This is a genomic window from Pseudomonadota bacterium (assembly GCA_030860485.1).
Lineage (GTDB): Bacteria > Pseudomonadota > Gammaproteobacteria > JACCXJ01 > JACCXJ01 > JACCXJ01.
In genome coordinates this window covers 1-16,650 of sequence record JALZID010000281.1, presented here as the reverse complement: position 1 = coordinate 16,650, position 16,650 = coordinate 1, and the positions used below count along the sequence as shown (strand labels likewise).

Annotated in this window: 14 protein-coding genes, 2 pseudogenes and 1 riboswitch; of the genes and pseudogenes, 10 read left to right on the top strand and 6 right to left on the bottom strand. The window is 62.3% G+C overall.

Annotation, left to right across the window (positions count from 1 at the left end; all coding sequences use genetic code 11):
• The coding region (locus M3461_17270) for an AMP-binding protein (protein ID MDQ3775975.1) at window positions 1-2,796 on the bottom strand (2,796 nt) is incomplete at its 3' end.
• Window positions 2,797-3,644: 848 nt separating this feature from the next.
• Between M3461_17270 and M3461_17265 the strand changes: the two genes are divergently transcribed.
• On the top strand, window positions 3,645-3,872 hold the full coding sequence (locus tag M3461_17265; protein ID MDQ3775974.1) for a DUF2283 domain-containing protein: 228 nt from the start codon (window positions 3,645-3,647) through the stop codon (window positions 3,870-3,872).
• Between the two features lie 690 nt (window positions 3,873-4,562).
• Here M3461_17265 and M3461_17260 read toward each other — a convergent pair.
• Both M3461_17260 and M3461_17255 read right to left on the bottom strand, forming a co-directional pair.
• Complete coding sequence (locus tag M3461_17260) at window positions 4,563-4,886, bottom strand: hypothetical protein (GenBank protein MDQ3775973.1); 324 nt, start codon at window positions 4,884-4,886, stop codon at window positions 4,563-4,565.
• A gap of 498 nt (window positions 4,887-5,384) precedes the next feature.
• Entirely contained in the window at window positions 5,385-6,170 is a 786-nt protein-coding gene (locus M3461_17255; protein ID MDQ3775972.1) for a serine protease, read from the bottom strand.
• A gap of 194 nt (window positions 6,171-6,364) precedes the next feature.
• Between M3461_17255 and M3461_17250 the strand changes: the two genes are divergently transcribed.
• Both M3461_17250 and M3461_17245 read left to right on the top strand, forming a co-directional pair.
• On the top strand, window positions 6,365-6,619 hold the full coding sequence (locus M3461_17250; GenBank protein MDQ3775971.1) for a hypothetical protein: 255 nt from the start codon (window positions 6,365-6,367) through the stop codon (window positions 6,617-6,619).
• A gap of 388 nt (window positions 6,620-7,007) precedes the next feature.
• Window positions 7,008-7,140, top strand: a pseudogene (locus M3461_17245) (phage integrase N-terminal SAM-like domain-containing protein).
• A 184-nt stretch (window positions 7,141-7,324) separates the two neighbouring features.
• Here M3461_17245 and M3461_17240 read toward each other — a convergent pair.
• Window positions 7,325-7,993: a hypothetical protein gene (locus M3461_17240; GenBank protein MDQ3775970.1), complete on the bottom strand. Its 669-nt coding sequence runs from the start codon at window positions 7,991-7,993 to the stop codon at window positions 7,325-7,327.
• 426 nt (window positions 7,994-8,419) lie between these two features.
• Window positions 8,420-8,577, bottom strand: a pseudogene (locus tag M3461_17235) (transposase).
• 58 nt (window positions 8,578-8,635) lie between these two features.
• Between M3461_17235 and M3461_17230 the strand changes: the two are divergent.
• Window positions 8,636-8,875 (top strand): addiction module protein, encoded by a 240-nt coding sequence (locus M3461_17230; protein ID MDQ3775969.1) that lies wholly within the window; start codon window positions 8,636-8,638, stop codon window positions 8,873-8,875.
• 453 nt (window positions 8,876-9,328) lie between these two features.
• On the opposite strand, the gene thiC is transcribed toward M3461_17230, so the two are convergent.
• A complete protein-coding gene (thiC, locus tag M3461_17225) occupies window positions 9,329-11,206 on the bottom strand; it encodes a phosphomethylpyrimidine synthase ThiC (protein MDQ3775968.1) in 1,878 nt (625 codons plus the stop codon).
• A 33-nt stretch (window positions 11,207-11,239) separates the two neighbouring features.
• A riboswitch (TPP riboswitch) is annotated at window positions 11,240-11,347 on the bottom strand.
• Between the two features lie 115 nt (window positions 11,348-11,462).
• Between thiC and M3461_17220 the strand changes: the two genes are divergently transcribed.
• From M3461_17220 to M3461_17195, 6 genes are all read left to right on the top strand, one after another.
• A complete protein-coding gene (locus M3461_17220; protein ID MDQ3775967.1) occupies window positions 11,463-12,116 on the top strand; it encodes a protein-L-isoaspartate O-methyltransferase in 654 nt (217 codons plus the stop codon).
• A gap of 40 nt (window positions 12,117-12,156) precedes the next feature.
• Window positions 12,157-13,566 (top strand): TolC family outer membrane protein, encoded by a 1,410-nt coding sequence (locus tag M3461_17215; protein ID MDQ3775966.1) that lies wholly within the window; start codon window positions 12,157-12,159, stop codon window positions 13,564-13,566.
• Between the two features lie 142 nt (window positions 13,567-13,708).
• Window positions 13,709-14,713 carry a hypothetical protein gene (locus M3461_17210; GenBank protein MDQ3775965.1) on the top strand — a complete coding sequence of 335 codons (1,005 nt, stop codon included), beginning with the start codon at window positions 13,709-13,711 and terminating at the stop codon, window positions 14,711-14,713.
• A 48-nt stretch (window positions 14,714-14,761) separates the two neighbouring features.
• Window positions 14,762-14,944 (top strand): hypothetical protein, encoded by a 183-nt coding sequence (locus M3461_17205; protein MDQ3775964.1) that lies wholly within the window; start codon window positions 14,762-14,764, stop codon window positions 14,942-14,944.
• A gap of 46 nt (window positions 14,945-14,990) precedes the next feature.
• A complete protein-coding gene (locus tag M3461_17200) occupies window positions 14,991-16,007 on the top strand; it encodes a glycosyltransferase (GenBank protein MDQ3775963.1) in 1,017 nt (338 codons plus the stop codon).
• Entirely contained in the window at window positions 15,982-16,530 is a 549-nt protein-coding gene (locus M3461_17195) for a glycosyltransferase (protein ID MDQ3775962.1), read from the top strand. The genes M3461_17200 and M3461_17195 overlap by 26 nt, the downstream gene beginning before the upstream one ends.
• The last annotated feature ends 120 nt before the right edge of the window (window positions 16,531-16,650 follow it).

Sequence of the window (16,650 nt, the reverse complement as noted above, 5' to 3'; positions counted from 1 at the left end):
GCCGCAGCGGCGGAGGATCTGCTCGCGTGCCGCATCGCGCAGGGCGACGGCGGCGTCCCAACCCTCTCCCTCGGGCCAGATCGGCTCCCCCACCGCGACCGTTATCGGGTGGCGGCGCGGGAGCCAGTTGTCCCGCGGCAGCACAGAGCGCACGCCCCAGAGCGCGACCGGCACGACGGGCAGCCGCGCCGAGGCCGCAATCGCGAAGGCGCCCATCCGGAACGGCCGCAGCCCGGCGCCGCGGTGGAACGTGCCCTCTGCAAAGACCATGAGCGAACCGCCGCCGCGCGCGACCTCTTTCAACCGCTCGGTGTCGGCGGCGCCCTTCTCTGCATCGAAGCGCTCGACGAACTGGGCGCCGAGCCGCGAGAACAGGATCCGCAGCACGGCTATGCGCAGGAACTCGCGCTTGGCGACGAAGTGCAGCGGTCCGGGGAGCATCGCGATGAGCACCAGCACATCGAGATAGCTCGTGTGGTTCGCGACGAACACCCGCGACTCGTTGACCGATAGCCTCTCGATGCCCTTGGCCTGCACCGGAAGCATGACGAGGCGCAAGAGCAGGCGGATGAGCCCTCTCGTGGCTTGCCAGCGCCACTTCAGCGATGGGGTGATGAGCACGGTGACCCAGTCGATGAGCGCCACCAGCGCGAAGGCGATCCACGCATAGGCCGCGTACAGATACCCCGCTGTGGCGCGCATGAGGCGCGTGAGCTGCCCCGGCGCCCCGCTCAAGGCCAGCCTTGCGACCTGCAACCAGGGGGCACCCGCGGTGCGCCCGAGCTTGCCGCGCTGATAAAGCTCGCGCGTCGCGGCACGGCGGATCTTGCCACTCGAGGTCTTGAGCACGCTCTGCGGCGATGCCAGCACCACTTCGTCCACGGGCGTCTCGATGAGCTCCACCGCGAGCGCGTTGATGCGCTGGCGCAGCCCTTCGAGCACCGACGGCTCGCCCTCGCGTGTCTCGGCGACCACCACCAGCCGCTCGGTACCCCCGGCCGGGTCCGGCACGCCGAATACCGCGACGCACCCCTTACGGATCCCGGGCAGGCCCCCGATCGCTTCCTCCAACGCGTGCGGCAGGAGGTTGCGCCCGCCGCGGATGATGGTGTCCTTCACCCGGCCGGTGACGTAGAGGTCGCCGTCGGCGATGTAACCGAGATCGCCGCTGTCGAGCCACTCGCCGTGGATCAGCCGCGCAGTCTCCTCTGGATTGCGAAAATAACCGCGCGTCGCCGACGGGCCGCGGAACTGCAGGTGACCCACACTGCGCTCGGGTAGCTCGCGGTCCTCATGGTCTGCGATGCGCATCTCGTGACCGGGGAGCACCCGCCCGCAGGCGACGAATTCGAGCGCCTGCTCGTCGTCGGCACGCACGGGCACGGCACGGCGCCGTTCGATGAAGGGGGCACGCTCGACACGGTCCACGATCGGCTTTCTGCCCATCGGCGGAATCGCCAGCCCCACGGTGCATTCGGCGAGCCCGAACACCGGGGCCATTGTTTCTTCGCGGAAGCCATAAGGCGCGAAGCGTTCCGTGAAGCGCCGCAGGGTGTCCGGGATCACGGGCTCCGCGCCGTTGGCCGCGAGCCGCCAGGAGCCGAGGTCCAGACCCTCGATGTCGCGGTCCTCGATCCTGCGCAGGCAGAGCTCGAAGGCGAAGTTCGGCGCCGCGGACGCCGTCCCCCGATGGGTATGGATCGCCCACAGCCAGCGCTCGGGCCGCGCCAGGAAGTCGAGCGGCGATAGGAGCACGAGCAAGCCGCCGTTGTACAGGCTCCCAAGCCAGGCGCCGATCAGCCCGAGGTCGTGATAGAGCGGCAGCCAGCTCACCGCCACGTCGTTCGAATCGAAGCGCGCCGCGCGCCCCCACGCCCGCAGGTTCGCAAGCAGATTCGCGTGGGTCAGGACGACGCCCTTAGGACTCCCGGTACTGCCGGAGGTGTATTGCAGAAACGCGACGTCATCGGCCTTGATCCGTGGCCTGAGGGCATTCGGCCGCGCCGCTCGCAGCTCGCCGACGGTGGCGATCTCGCGCAGCTCGGGCGCATGGCCCTTGAGGAGGCGCGCCGCGAGCGTCGCCTCCCGGACCGTGATGAGGATGGGCGCGAGGCAGTTGCGCAGGATCCCCGCCTGCCGTTTGAGGTGGTCCTCGAGCTGCGAGAGGCGCGCAGGCGGATAGAGGGGGACCGGAACGCCGCCCGCGAGCAGGCTGCCGAAGAAGGCGAAAAAGAACTCGAAGCCGCTCGGAAGCATGATCGCGACGGCCTGGCCCGGCGCCAGCCCGCGCTCGGCCAGCCCGGTCGCGACCGCGCTGGCACCGCGCCACAGCTCGCCGTAGGTGAGCGTTTCGATCTCGTCGGCGGTCCGGTAGAAGAGGGCATGGCGGCGGTCGGGGTGCGCCTCGACGTGCCAGGAGAGCGCCTCGGTAAGGGTGCTCGCGCCTTCGGGCACCGGGAGAACGCCACCGCGGTGCTCGTCGGCCGCAACCCTGCGGTGGGCCTCGATCCGGGGACCCGCGGCCAGAAGCGCCCGCAGCAGATCGCGCAGCGTCTCCGCCGCACCCAGCGCGTCTCCCGGCATCTCGACCGAGAAGCTGCGCTCGACCCGCGTGAGCAGCTCGACGCGCGCCAGGCTGTCGAGCCCGAGATCCTTATCGAGCGAGCTGTCGAGCGTGGCCTCGATCACGCGACCGCGACCCGGGTGCGCCTCCTCCAAAAGCTCGTGCACCAGATCGACCAGCCGGGAAGCCGCCTCGCCGGCATCCGGGGCGTGCAGCCCAGGGCCCGCGTCCATCCCCGCCCTCACGCTTCGCGAGGGCGAGCCAGCGGGTCGCTGTTCAGTGGCGATAGCCATGGGGGTTGTGGCGGCCCTACGTCTTCGCGATGGTGCCGGTGCCCATCCGGGTCATGGGCCCTATATCATGCCATGATGTCATCGGTGAGTCAGCGCAGGCCAGCGAGGGACTCAAGGGCGGGGGCGGGGTGTTTGAACTGACATCGGTGTAGCCTGGCGTAGACTCCATGGCGTAGTTCGGCGCAGTTCGGTTCAGAGTAAGGTGAGGTGTAGTTGGCTGTCGGGTAACGCAAAAGCGAGCACAGGGAAGTTTGGGGTGGAAGTTCGGGGTCAGAATAAAAACTGCTTAGTTAGGAATTTTTACTCTGACCCCGAACTCCGCCGTGCGAATGCGCGGGACGGCTTCCTCGCCCGCCACGCCCACCGCGCTCTTGGGGGGTTCTCGGCACGCCCGGGGCCGTCGTTCCACTGCCGCGTCGGGGGACGGCGCCGGAGACGCGCCCTACCTGACTTGCGCTAGAGCATGACCGGGGGCAGAGTATTCCCTCCATGGTGGTCGTATACTCACGTACCGGCGTGGCGCTCCGGTTAACCGAGGAGCGCTGGATCCACATCGTCACCAACCATCCGGAGCTGTTGACCCAAAGGGAACGGGTGCTCGAGACCGTCGCTTAGCCGGATGTTATCCAGCAGGGCGATTTCGGCGAGCTATTGGCGGTGCGGTTTTACGAGCAGACACCGCTGACCCGGAAGCACATAGTGATTGCGTACCGAGAAATCGGCAGTGACGATGGCTTTATCGTGACGGCCTACCTGGCGCGACGGCCATCGACCCAGAGGGTTCTCTTATGGAAGCGTTGAAGATTCTCGAAAAACCCAGCGTCCTGCAGTGGGACTACGATGAGGAGGCCGATGTCCTGTATCTCTCCGTTGGCGAGCCCAGGCCGGCCGTCGGAACGGACATCGGCGAGGGTCTCGTCGTGCGTTATGACGAGATGACCAAGGAAGTCGTAGGACTCACCTTGGTCGGCTTACGTGCCCGCGTGCTCAAGAGCCTGACCACCGAGGCCAAATAAAATGGACATGGGAAGTTCGCGATCAGAGTAGGGTCAAAGTAAAAACTGCTTAGGAATCCTTACTCTGACCCTAAACTCGACCACCATACTCCGCTCTCCGCGCTACTTGCTGAGGCCCAACGTTTGACACGAGCAGCAGCCCACGGCTTGCCGTGGGCTGTCCGCTCGATGGAAGGGTCAGGTGTCGGCATTCGAGTCACAAGAGGTCGATGAGCCCGCGCGACCCGACGGTTATCCCCTCTGTAAACAATCGTAGGATGTACCGACGTAAGGAAGCGCATCAGTCGCGGGACAGATGCGCTTCGTACCTGAGCGCATCCTCGGGCTCCGGTCGTCTCAATCCTAAGCGGTTAGACAAGGCACGATACCTGGAGCCTCTCAGGGGTTTAGTAAACTGTCGCCTGAAGTATCCCACCACGGAGCTCCGGACACAAGTGGCGATGGGTTTCCGGTGAAGCGCTGAAGACTCGCAGCGACTCTGCTGACGGGACCCTGGTGCTCTGGCCGGGGGCAGCCACCTGCCGACGGGACGTTGGTGCTCTGGCTGTGCATAGCCACCCACCTCGCCAACTCGCAGGGCATGGCCATGGCCGTTCTCTATTGGCGTTTGATGGGAGCCCGGTCAGAGCGTAAAAGCGTAAAGGGGTCAGAGCTGGTCAGAGCTTGTTGCACTTCAAATTTGACACCGGCTTATGCCACATCCGAATCATCTTCCTTTCGAATAATTCGCGAAGGGCCAGAGTGCCCTAATAAGCCAAATGGCGATAATGCTCGCCATAATTCCGAACGGCGACCTTCTTTATCGAGTGCTACTCTATCCGGTCGATTCGGTAGCGCATGCTGTGTTTCTGGCCTGACAACGATTTCTCCTGAAGTTAGCCTATATTGTGCAAACAGCTCTGGATCCGCCTTCGTAAGATCGACTAACAACTCGGCTGCTTCAATAGGCAACTCCACCGTAACAATAGTGCTTCCTGGTTCTATATCGATAATTTGAAACTCATCGTCTGGCACCCCAAGGATGTAAGAAAGAAAACGGACACGACCACTTCTATTGAAATATCAAATGCTAAGCGCACGATGCGAACTACATTACGACGAATAGGAATCAGTGAGGCGTATGTGGAAGTTGCTGCAGGGGACTGGAATAGTATCCTCATCGAACACCTGGCGACGATACCACCTCGCAAGAAAAGGAGTTCATGATGAAACCAGACGATGAGGTAACAAGGTTTGTGATAGAGGTATCACGTGCAGCAGGGTTTTAAACCTCCTACAGATGAATCGTTGGAGGACTTCTGCCGTCGCAAGTGTGAGGAGGCATACAACGATCCTGAGTACCAAAGGGAGATGGCGGTAGTAGACTCCTGCACACGACCTGATGGCACTGTTGATATGGAGAAACTTCAACGAATCATAGATGGAGTTGAACCGTACCTTCAGTAACCGGTAAGTTGTAGATGGATGAGAAGGGGGACCAGAGATGGTCCCTTTTCTTTTTGCCCAGCGGCATCATGACAGGCGCTGTATCTTTCCATTTTCATCTATCAAGTTGTATCTGGCCTTGACGTATTGATACGCAAGCTTTTCACCAGCATTGGATATAGGCGACTCGAAAACAATGCCAGCTAACACTGGCCTTAAGTTAGCCCAGAACAGAACAGGGCAACCGCTTAAGCCACCGAAATGTTCGACATCATCAATTTTGAATTGACTCTGGTTTACCGCGTGGACCCACTCCCCCATTTCAAACTCAATAATCATACCTGTATAGCTCAAATTTCCTTCTCGTAGTAACTCAAAAATGCATAGAGAGCCAATGCTAAGTGTGTTTTGATCCTGCGGCCGAACAATGTGAGCAGGAAAACCAATAATTGCGACTGATGCCCCTTCCGGAATTGTTGGTTGAGGCGTCCAATCAAGGAAGCTGGACTCTTTGTTTACTTCAGATATTTCCTCCTTCGATATTCTGAAAGTGCACAAATCGAGATTTTTATCATAGTCTATTAGTCTCTCTTCAAAATCGAAGACAATTTTATCTCCGATCATTAGAAAAATATTGGGCTTGCTCTTATGTTCCGTCCTAAACCCATCTACGCAATGCGCGCAAGTTACTCCAAATCTTGCTTTCTTGCTTTCCATAAAAAACACTGAACCGTGGTGCAACTCGGGACTATTCAAGTTATATGGAGGAAGCGGACCAAATACGAATGGCGCAATATAGCGACGATAAAGTTGCGCCGCTGGCCAACCAGATTGCAGTGTTTGCTTTCCTAATCGCGTTATTTCCTCATTCATTTCTCACTTGTCCATAACGAAACAGGGCTTGGAAAAGTTACGGCGACCCACGGTATCCGCTATATGCGCTCCTCAACTGGCCTGCTTGAATTCGCCGGTGCCCGCTGAAGCTTGGCTTCTGTAGCAGTCCTCATAAGATCAATAGCATAAGTGGATCCGGCAAGACCGAAGCGCGACACCTTGAATTCGTCACCTTGGAGGGGAATTACGATACCCATGCGAGTTGCGCTCCGTATAATACGATCAACGTCATCAAACGCTTTGACGCCCAAGACCTGTTGATTAAAAACTTTATTCCCACAGGCAAGCGTGACATGAATCGATCCAGCGTCGGAGTTTATCAACGCGGGATATTCGCTCCCAGTGTCGCATGTCGTGCCAAGGCCGACAAGATAGACGCAGGTGGCCGACTCAAAATAGCAGTACTGACCAAAGATATTCCCAGCTGAATTGCTGGTGGCTGCGTAGTAGTAGCCACCCTCGCTTGTGCCCCAGCTCCACTCCTTAGACTGAAACGAGTCAGCGAACAGTGGAAGGCTCAGGAGTAGGGACGATATGCAGCCTACCGTTACATACGCAGATTTCTCTACAAACAGAACCATACGGATTACCTCCTGGGCCGCGAAGTCGACCCGGTCTTGCCCCGGGATAGGCTGCGGGACCGGTCTCGGCACCGTATTATATCGCGGCGGGGGCGTTCGGCAAGGCTCGCAACGCCGTGATGATGAAAGGGATTGTACAAGAGGGCGCGAGCCCCACCGTAAGGACACACGGCATGGACGGACCTCGGGATCTGGTCCCGGCTCGGGGCCAACACAGATTGCTCGATCAGGTGCGCGACGCCGCCGGTTGCACGATAGCATCCGCACCGAGCAGGCTTACGTCGATTGGATCCCGCGCGTCATCCTCTTCCACGGGAAGCGACGCCCCCGCGGAGATCGGAGCCGTGGAAGTGGAGGCGTTTCTGACCCAATCTCGCGGTCCACGGCCAGGTCGCCTCGCCCACCCCGACACCAGGCGCTGAACGCCATCGTTCCTTTACCGGCAGGTATTGAAAAGGGGAATTCGGCTGGCTGGAGTATGGGAGAAGTTCGGGGTCAAAGTAAAAACCGGGATTTTTGCGCTGATCCCGAGCTTCCGCGGACTCCCGTGCCTCATAGGGATGGCCGATCGGCCGTGAACCGGAGGCTCCGGAGGAAGGGCTCGCCTTCGGGCTCGAGAGGGACGAATGGCTGGCCGCGGTGCACCCGCTGGCTGTAGCTCACGTCCACAAGGTATCGGGGCCAGTGCGGGTGCACGCACCGAAGGCCGCGCGCCGCGAGGACGAAAACGGCGCCGGGAAACCGCGGGACCTGGCTGTCCTCGACCACGGTTTCATGGCGCACGCAGAGTGGGACCGGCCCCTCCGGCTCGATGGCGTACCGCGTCTCGAGCTGCCGGAAGCGCCGTCCGGTGAGCCCACGCTTCGCCTCGTCCTCGACAAAGCGCAGGTAGGCCTCCGGGCTGTCGAACCGCGTGTCCTGCACGTCCAGCACGACTACCCGTGCCCCGGCCGTGTGAAGCTCCTCGGGGCGCGCCGAACGCCGCTCGCGCAGCGACTTGCCCAGGGACACGACGGTCCGCCCGCGGCGCGGGTCCTCGACGCCGGCGGGAATGATGAGCCATCCCCGCCCCTGGGGCGGAAGAACCGAAAAGCCTTGGAATACGAGCCGCTCGGCCAGGTTCTCCACTGGCCGCACGCGCGGGTCCCGCGCGGGAGCCGGTGTGGCGCAGCCCGCGGCCAGGAGCGCCACGAGGGTCCCGGCACCGGCTACCCGCAGCAAGGCTCCGCAGCGCGCTCTCACTTCTCCGTCTCCAGCAGCCCCTTCACGAGCCAGCGCTGCATGACGATCACCACAGTCGCCGGGTGAACCATGGCCAGCATCGACGGCGCCGCCCTGCTAACTCTCGCGGTCGCGCTCGTGCTCCTACGGTGAGTGCCCTGAACGCTGCTGGATACGGTGTGGATCCCAGCCCATGTCCAAAAGGGGCGGCTCGTGCTCGACGAGCCGACAACCCTGCCTGGGGAACGGTTGTTGACCTGGGTGACGACGAAGAGTGATGACCTCACCGACGAGGAACGCCGCGCCCTGCACGAAGCGCTTTCGGCGTCCTGGAAATGCGCAAGCAGCTGGTCTCCGGCCAGCGTCGGGTATTCTAGACGAGCTCCGCCAGCGCCGGTGAGCCTGCCGGTCCGAGTGATATTGACCTTCGACCATCCCGGCCCGCACCGGATTGAGTTCGATATAGCTATAACAGGCGAGCAGGTAATCCTATTCCTGTACCAGCTTGCTTTGTAGCGCCCCTCCCACAGCGTGCCGCTGCGATCATAACGATGGTTGATGTACAGTACGTAATGCCGGCCGAGATGGCGCGGCCGATCTTGTTTCGTTATCGCACGGTGCCTACGCGCTATACTTGATTCTATGAACACCGTCATTGATCTTGAGAAAGAAATATTGGCTCTCCCGCCTGCGAAGCGAGAGCGTCTCGCGACGTTGGCTTGGGAAAGCTTGGTTGGCGATCCCAGTGCGCCTGGTGATGACAACATCGACCCAGAGGGCATTGAGATTGCCGCGCAGCGCGACGCCGAGATTGAGTCGGGCCAAGTTCACCCCATCGATCACGCCGAATTCTTGCGGCGCACTGGTGGCGGCTCGGAATGAGGGTTGAGTATCAGCCGCTCACCGTATCCGATCTCAATAACGCCGTCGTGTACTACAACCAGCAACGCGCCGGGCTCGGTGACGAGCTTCGGACCGAGGTCTATGCAGCCATCGAACGAGCTCGCGCAAGTCCATCCCAGTACGCCATTGTCAAGCGCGGTATACGCCGTTCTCTCGTGCACCGTTTCCCATACGCTGTCTTGTTTCGCATCGTTAGCGAAGCATCACCGTCGTCATCCAAGCTTCGGTCTTGGTCGTCGTTAGGGTTGGCATAATCGGGTAGCCGGGGGTGTTGACCTCCAGGCCCCACAACACCCCGCATGCCGGTCCGCACGGGGGTCCTTGAGGTTTAAAGCTCCGGCACATCGAGCGCGCGGCCCCCGAAGTCACTCGGCACCGCGGAGCGGGTGGAGCTCGCCAACGAGCGCTTCGCGCTCGACGAGTGGCATCCCTCTACCCGTCCGGATAGAGCTCGCCGCCTTCGGCGCGAAACTCCTGCGACTTGGCCTCCATGCCGCGCTCGAGTGCCTCCGAGTCCTCCGCGATCCCCTGGGCACGCGCATACTCGCGGACCTCCTGGGTGATCTGCATGGAGCAGAACCGGGGTCCGCACATGGAACAGAAATGAGCGAGCTTGTGCCCTTCCTTGGGCAGGGTCTGGTCGTGATAGGCCCGTGCCCGCTCCGGATCGAGCGCGAGGTTGAACTGGTCTTCCCAGCGGAACTCGAAGCGCGCCTGGGACAGGGCCCGGTCCCGGAGGTGGGCGGCAGGGTGACCCTTGGCCAGATCGGCGGCATGGGCGGCGATCTTGTAGGCGATGATCCCCTCTCGGACATCGTTTTTGTCGGGCAGACCGAGGTGCTCCTTCGGGGTCACGTAGCACAGCATGGCGGTGCCGTGCCAGGCAATGAGCGCCGCGCCGATGGCCGAGGTGATGTGGTCGTAGCCCGGGGCGATATCGGTGGTGAGAGGCCCCAGAGTGTAGAACGGCGCCTCCCGGCACTCCGCCATCTCGCGCGTCACATTGTCCGCGATGAGGTGCATCGGGATGTGGCCGGGGCCTTCTATCATGACCTGTACGTCGTGACGCCAAGCGATGCCGGTCAGCTCGCCCAAGGTCGTGAGCTCGGCGAACTGGGCCGCGTCGTTGGCGTCGGCGATCGAGCCCGGCCGCAGTCCGTCGCCGAGCGAGAAGGCCACGTCATAGGCCTTCATGATCTCGCAGATGTCCTCGAAGTGGGTGTATAGGAAGCTTTCGCGGTGGTGGGCCAGGCACCATTTGGCCATGATGGCCCCGCCGCGCGACACGATCCCGGTGATCCTGGGCGCCGTCAGCGGGATATAGGCGAGGCGCACGCCGGCGTGTACGGTGAAGTAGTCCACCCCCTGCTCGGCCTGCTCGATGAGGGTGTCTCGATACACCTCCCAGGACAGCTCCTCGGCGCGCCCGCCGACCTTTTCCAGGGCCTGATAGATCGGGACCGTGCCGATGGGCACCGGACAGTTGCGCAGGATCCACTCGCGGGTGTCGTGGATGTCCCGCCCCGTCGACAGGTCCATCACCGTGTCGGCCCCCCAGTAGGCGGCCCAGATCATCTTCTCGACCTCCTCCTGCACCCCCGAGGTGACCGCCGAGTTCCCGATGTTGGCGTTGATCTTGACCAGGAAACTCCGCCCGATGACCATGGGTTCGGACTCCGGGTGGTTGATATTGGCCGGGACGATGGCGCGGCCGCGCGCCACCTCCGAGCGCACCAGCTCCGGGGTGATCTCCCGGGGTGTTCCGGCCATGCGGCTGTTCTTCTGCGCCTCGGCCTCGTCGAGGCGCTGGTTCTCCCGGATGGCCACGTACTCCATTTCGGGTGTGATGAGCCCGCGCCGGGCGTAGTGCATCTGGGTGACGTTGGCGCCGGCCTTCGCCCGCCAAGGGGGGCGCGGGCGCGCGAACGCCAGACGCGAGCCGGCAGCGGGCTCGGAGCGCTCGCCGAAAGCGTCCGCCGGCCGTTCCTCTACGTCACTGCGCTCCGCGATCCAGCGGGCGCGTAGTGACGGCAGACCCGCGCCGAGGTCGATGTCGGCCGCCGGATCGGTGTACGGACCCGAGGTGTCGTAGACCGTCACCGCGTCGTGGGCGATGGGCCCGAGTCGGGATGTCGAATCGGCCAGCCGGATCTCTCGCATGGGGACGCATAGGTCGGGGCGCGAGCCGGTGACATAGACCTTGCGCGAGCCTGGAAACGACCGCGGCACCGGGGCCTCTGCTATGCTGCCGGCGGAAGGACCGCCTAATGGTAGAAGAGACCTCGGATCGGATTTCGGGACTGAAGCCATGACTACACCTCGCTGGGACGACAAGGCGTAGGAGCTTGGTCATCGGTGCTTCCCTACGCCGGTACTGGCCGGTTCAGGTTCGAAGGGTATGCTCTCAGCCCTCGCGCGCTGCATCTGCCGAGGGCACCCCTAGCTGTCGGAGATGTGCAAGCCTATATAATGCAGTCGCCCTTTGGCAAGTGATACCTGGCAAGTGTACCCCCCGTTCAGTCGGGCCACCGTCGGCGAGGCAGGCGCCCCCTGGATAGGTTTTGGGATGAATTTCGAACAAGCACGCTCGAACATGATCGAGCAGCAGATCCGGACCTGGGAGGTGCTGGATCAACGCGTCCTCGACCTCCTGGCGTCGGTGCCGCGCGAAGACTTCGTGCCGTCCCGCTACCGCAGCCTGGCGTTCTCGGATACAAATATTCCGCTCGGGTTCAGCGAGGTCATGATGGCACCCAAGGTCGAGGCCCGTATGCTACAAGTGCTGGCCATCGAGCCCGGCGACCGCATCCTGGAGATCGGCACCGGCAGCGGCTACGTGACCGCACTACTGGCGCGCTCCGGACGTGAGGTCACGACGGTCGAGATCCACCCGGAGCTCTGCGCCGGCGCCAAGGTCCGGGTGTCGCAACACGGCTTGGAGAATGTGCGCTTCGAGGTGGGCAATGGTCTCGATCGCTCGGCGACGGAGGGGGACTACGACGTCATCGCCGTGACCGGTTCCCTACCCGTTTATACCGATCACTTCGAGAAACGGCTTGCGGTCTGCGGGCGCGTCTTCCTCATCGTCGGGCAAGCGCCGGTCATGGAAGCCATGCTCGTCACGCGGGTGGGCGCGCGTGAGTTCGCGCGCGAGGGCCTGTTCGAGACCGACCTGCCGCCGTTGCGGGGCGCGCCGACGCCCAAGAGATTCGTGTTCTGACGGCCTCCTCCCCTGTGTCGCCGGGTCTCGCCGCCGACCGGTGAACCACGACTGTCAGCCGGTAGTCCAGCAGAGACTCGGCGAGGCGACCCGCTTGGGGGCGGCTCGCCGACTCCGCCGTACCAGCCTGCCCGTCCTCATCGCACTGTCCAGTCTGGTGCCACTTCACGCCCCTGCCGCCGATCTCCTGTCCCTGTTTCAGCTCGCGGAGCAGCGGGATCCGGTGCTCAAGGGGGCCCAGGCCGGACTCCGGGCCACGCTCGAAGCGTTCCCGCAGGCGCGCGCCGGCCTCTTGCCCTCGGTCGGCATCACGGCCAACGTCGCGCGCAACTTTCAGCAAGTGACGGAAGTGACGGCCCCGGCGGGCGTCGATGCCTTCGGGAGCGGGGACTTTACCTTTACCAGTGGCGGCTACAGCCTGAACGTGACCCAACCGCTCTATCACCGCGATCGCTTCATCCGGCTCAAACAAGCGGACAGCCGGATCCGCCAGGCGCAGCACGAGATCGATGCGGTCTACCAAGAGCTGATAGTGCGATTGGCCGAACGCTATTTCGCACTCCTCGGGGCGGCGGACAACCTGGCCTTCGCGGGGGCCGAATTGACGGCATTGCGGCGACAACTGGAAGAGACGCGCCAGCGCTTCGAGGTCGGCCTCATCGCGATCACCGACGTCGAGGAGGCGCAGGCTGGCTACGACCTGTCCTTGGCCCAAGAGATTGAAGCCCAGAACCTGCTCGACGATGCGCGCGAGGCCTTGCACGAGGTGATCGGCGAGGAGCCGGGCGCGATCGCCAAGCTCAGGGAGCAGATCCCGCTGCTGAGCCCCGAGCCCGCGGATATCGCGGCGTGGGCCGATCGGGCGTTGGTGCAGAACCTCCGCGTCGCCGCCGCCAGCGCGGCGGTCGATACCGCCCGCGAGGAGATCGATCGCCAGGCGGCCGGCCATTTCCCGACGCTCGACCTCGTGGGGAGCCATGGCTTTGACACGACCGGCGGCCGGTTCGGCAACGTGGAAATCGATGGAACGGCCATCGGCCTCGAGCTGGCCGTGCCCATCTTCTCCGGCGGCGCGGTGGTTTCGCAGACCCGCGAGGCCGCGGAGCGGCATCAGCAGGCCATCGAACAGATGGAACAGGCGCGCCGTGAGAGCTATCGGCGGACCCGCGTGGCCTTTCTCGGCGTCATGGCGGGGATCAGCCGCATCAAGGCCTTGAAGCAGGCGGTGCAGTCCAGCGAGGTCTCGGTGTCCTCTACCCAGGCCGGGTTGGAGGTGGGCACGCGTACGGCCGTGGATGTCGTCGTCACCGAGCGGGCGTTGTTCGGGGCGCGGCGCGACTACGCACGGGCGCGCTACAACTACCTGTTGGACACGCTGCGCCTGAAGTTTGCCGCCGGTACCCTCACGAGCGGTGACCTCGCTGCCGTCAACGGCTTCCTCGAACGATGAAGCGGACGCCGGTCTCGATGGTCGGTATCGAACTTGCTGATCAGCGAGCGCTCGGCTCCGCCCCGACCTGGGCGTCCTGAGGGAGAATTCCAGAGTGTACTCTTCGATATTGCGGTTCCTGGTACTCGCATTCGCCCGGCTCATGAACTACGCCATACTGCTCGTCAGCCCGATAGTATTCGTCCGCATCCTGGACCAGCACGCCTACGGCCAGTACCGCGAGTTCGTCGTCTACGCCCTCGCCCTGGCGACGGTGCTGGGCTGTTCCGTAAAAACGAGCATCCTATACTTCATCCCGAAAGACCCGGACAACGAGCGGAAAATACGTCACCCAGACCGCCCTGTTCATCTTTGTGAGCTCGGCCCTGAACTTGGGCATCATCTAGGCCACCCGCCATATCGTCTTTGCCAAGGCAAGCTTCGATTTCGCCGAACCGTTGCTGCTCTACGTTTTCTTCTTCCTGAACGTGGATTTCGTAGAATCGTACTGGGCGCCTACCAGATCCCAATCATGAGTGTCGTGCGCTCGGCGGCCGGGGACGTGCTCTTTCCCGATATGGTACAACGCGGTCAGGGGAGCCCGATGGCCGGTCTCAGCCTTTGGAACCGGGCCAATGTACTGTATTGCTTCGTCGTGTTCCCGTTCTTCACCGTGCTCTTTTTTTATGCCGATACGTTTGTCACCACGCTGTTTACGGATCAGTATGTCGCCGCCGTTCCGATATTCCGTGTCTTTCTCTTGATCATGCTGCGCCAATGCTTCGAGATGTCCACCCCCCTATGGGCGATGAACGTGAACGGGTATTTCATCACCGGGAACCTGGTGGCGATCCTCGTGAAGGTTGGATTCATTTTTGCCACGTTTCGACGACCTTGGCCTCCTGGCGGCACCGATCGCGTTGCTGGTCTCCGAGGTGGCGTTGGCGGTTTATCTGGGGAGGCGTATACTCAACGTTTATTCCATTCGCGTGCGGGAGATGTTATTCTGGAGCAAACTCATGGCGATCGTGCTGGCCGTTCTGCTGAACGTGCCCATATTGCTGATCGGGGAATTGGTCCCTATCGGGGACGCCGTTCGAGCGATAGTGTTTTCTTCACTTTTCCTGGCGGGTTATTTCGTATTCGTGCGCCACTGTCGGCTCGATGAGATCGAGCTGGTCGTGTCGCGAGTAATGAGGCAGGCGGGACTCCCTCGATGGCTGAAAAGCGCAAGCTCCTAATCGTCTGGGCATATTTCGCCCCTAGCCGGGCGGTGGGGGCGAAACGGTTCACCTATCTTTGCCAGATCTTCGAGGCGCGGGGGTACGAGGTCAGCGTGCTCACCACGAAAGAGCAAAGCACCGAGGACCGGACGCTACCGATTGCCGGGACGGCCTAGCGGTGCGCACCACTTTTCCCGTACCCACTGCCCAAGGGAACCAAGTTTGGGGAATTGGCTGTGTTTCCCTGACCCGCATATAGGATGGTTGTGGAACGCCGTTCGAGAAGGGTTGCGGATCATCAAGGACCGGAAGTGTGACCTCATCGTGGCGACAGCGCCGCCCTATTCCTCGCTTATCGCAGGGGCACTCTTGAGCCGCATGAGCGGCAAGAGATTGGTCTTGGACTATCGCGACCCATGGACCGCTCGCGTTTGGACGGGGGTACGGGCCGGCCGGTGGGTGTCGGGTATCAATGCGTGGATGGAACGCATGGTTATACGCCGCGCCGGGGCCGCGGTGTTCGTCACGGAGCGCATGCGGAAGGACTTTCAGAGGCGTTGGGGCGCTACCACGACGGCGCGGCTGCATCTGATAGCGAACGGCTACCACGACAGGGCCTACCTCGACGCGATCCGGCCGGACAACGACGGCCGACTCAGCATCGTCTACGCCGGATCCCTGTACGGCGAGAGGCGAGTCGGTCTCATAGCGGAGCCGCTGGCGGCCCTGATCGCGGAGGGTCGACTGGCGCCCAACGCGGTGGCCATCCACGTATTCGGGGGTGGCGTGAAGACCCATGATGAAAGGCGCATGGATGACTTGGGTCTCTCCGGGGTGCTGGTGAAGCACGACCCGGTGAACCACGCGATGATCCTCCGCTACCTGAGGGGCGCCGATCTGCTCTACCTCCCCTCCGGTAGAGACGTCCGCTATGCCTTGCCCTTCAAGTTATTCGACTATCTCAGTGTCCGTGTTCCAATCCTGGCGGTGGTCCCGAAGGACTCGGCGGTTGCGGATTTCATGCGGGAAGTTGATTGCAGAGAAATCGCCGATATCGACGACCCGCAGTCTGTTCGCGACGCCCTATCGAGCTTGCTGCTCGTCCGCAAGCAGTACACGTTTCGGGGGGCGGAACGCTATATCTGGGATGCGATAGCGCTCTGTTATATGGCGGTTCTCGATAAGGATCTCGTTTGCACGGCCCGGACAGGTGATGTATTTATACCCGATAAAGTCTGATCGTGCCGAGCCCAGGACTGAACGCGCCCTGCGCGTGTGTCATATCATCGGGCATCTGCGCTTCGGTGGCGCCGAGCGTCAGGTCGTCAATATCGCGCGTCACATGGCTCGCGCCAAGAGCTATATCGTGTGCCTCGGCGAGCCGGAACATGGCGGCCTGTCGGGCCTGCTTCCCGCTGACGTCGAAGTCGTGTGGATGGGCCTCAGGGCTCGCTACGCCCCGTATCATATCGGGAAGCTCGCTCGCAGGTTGAGGGACATCGCACCGGACGTTGTGCACACGCATATGTTCTGGCCAAACGTCTACGGCGTCCTCGCCGCGACGCTGGCCGCGGTACTCGCCATCGTGACTTGCGAGCACGGCAAGAACCCATGGAAGACGCGTTGGCATTACTATATGGAACGCCACATCATGTCGGCCCTCGCGCATAAGAGGGTCTGTGTATCGCAGGATATCCTTCGGGTCCGGCGTGATATCGATGGGGTCCCGGCGAACAAGTTGATTTATGTCCCCAATCACTAACGAGGCTCCGCCTCAGACCGACGAGGTGTATGTCGTGGGTCCGGCGTGTGGTGCATAATGGAAGGAGAGGCTCCGGTTCGACGGTGAAGAACTGCACGCAGTTCTTGCCAATGATGTAGG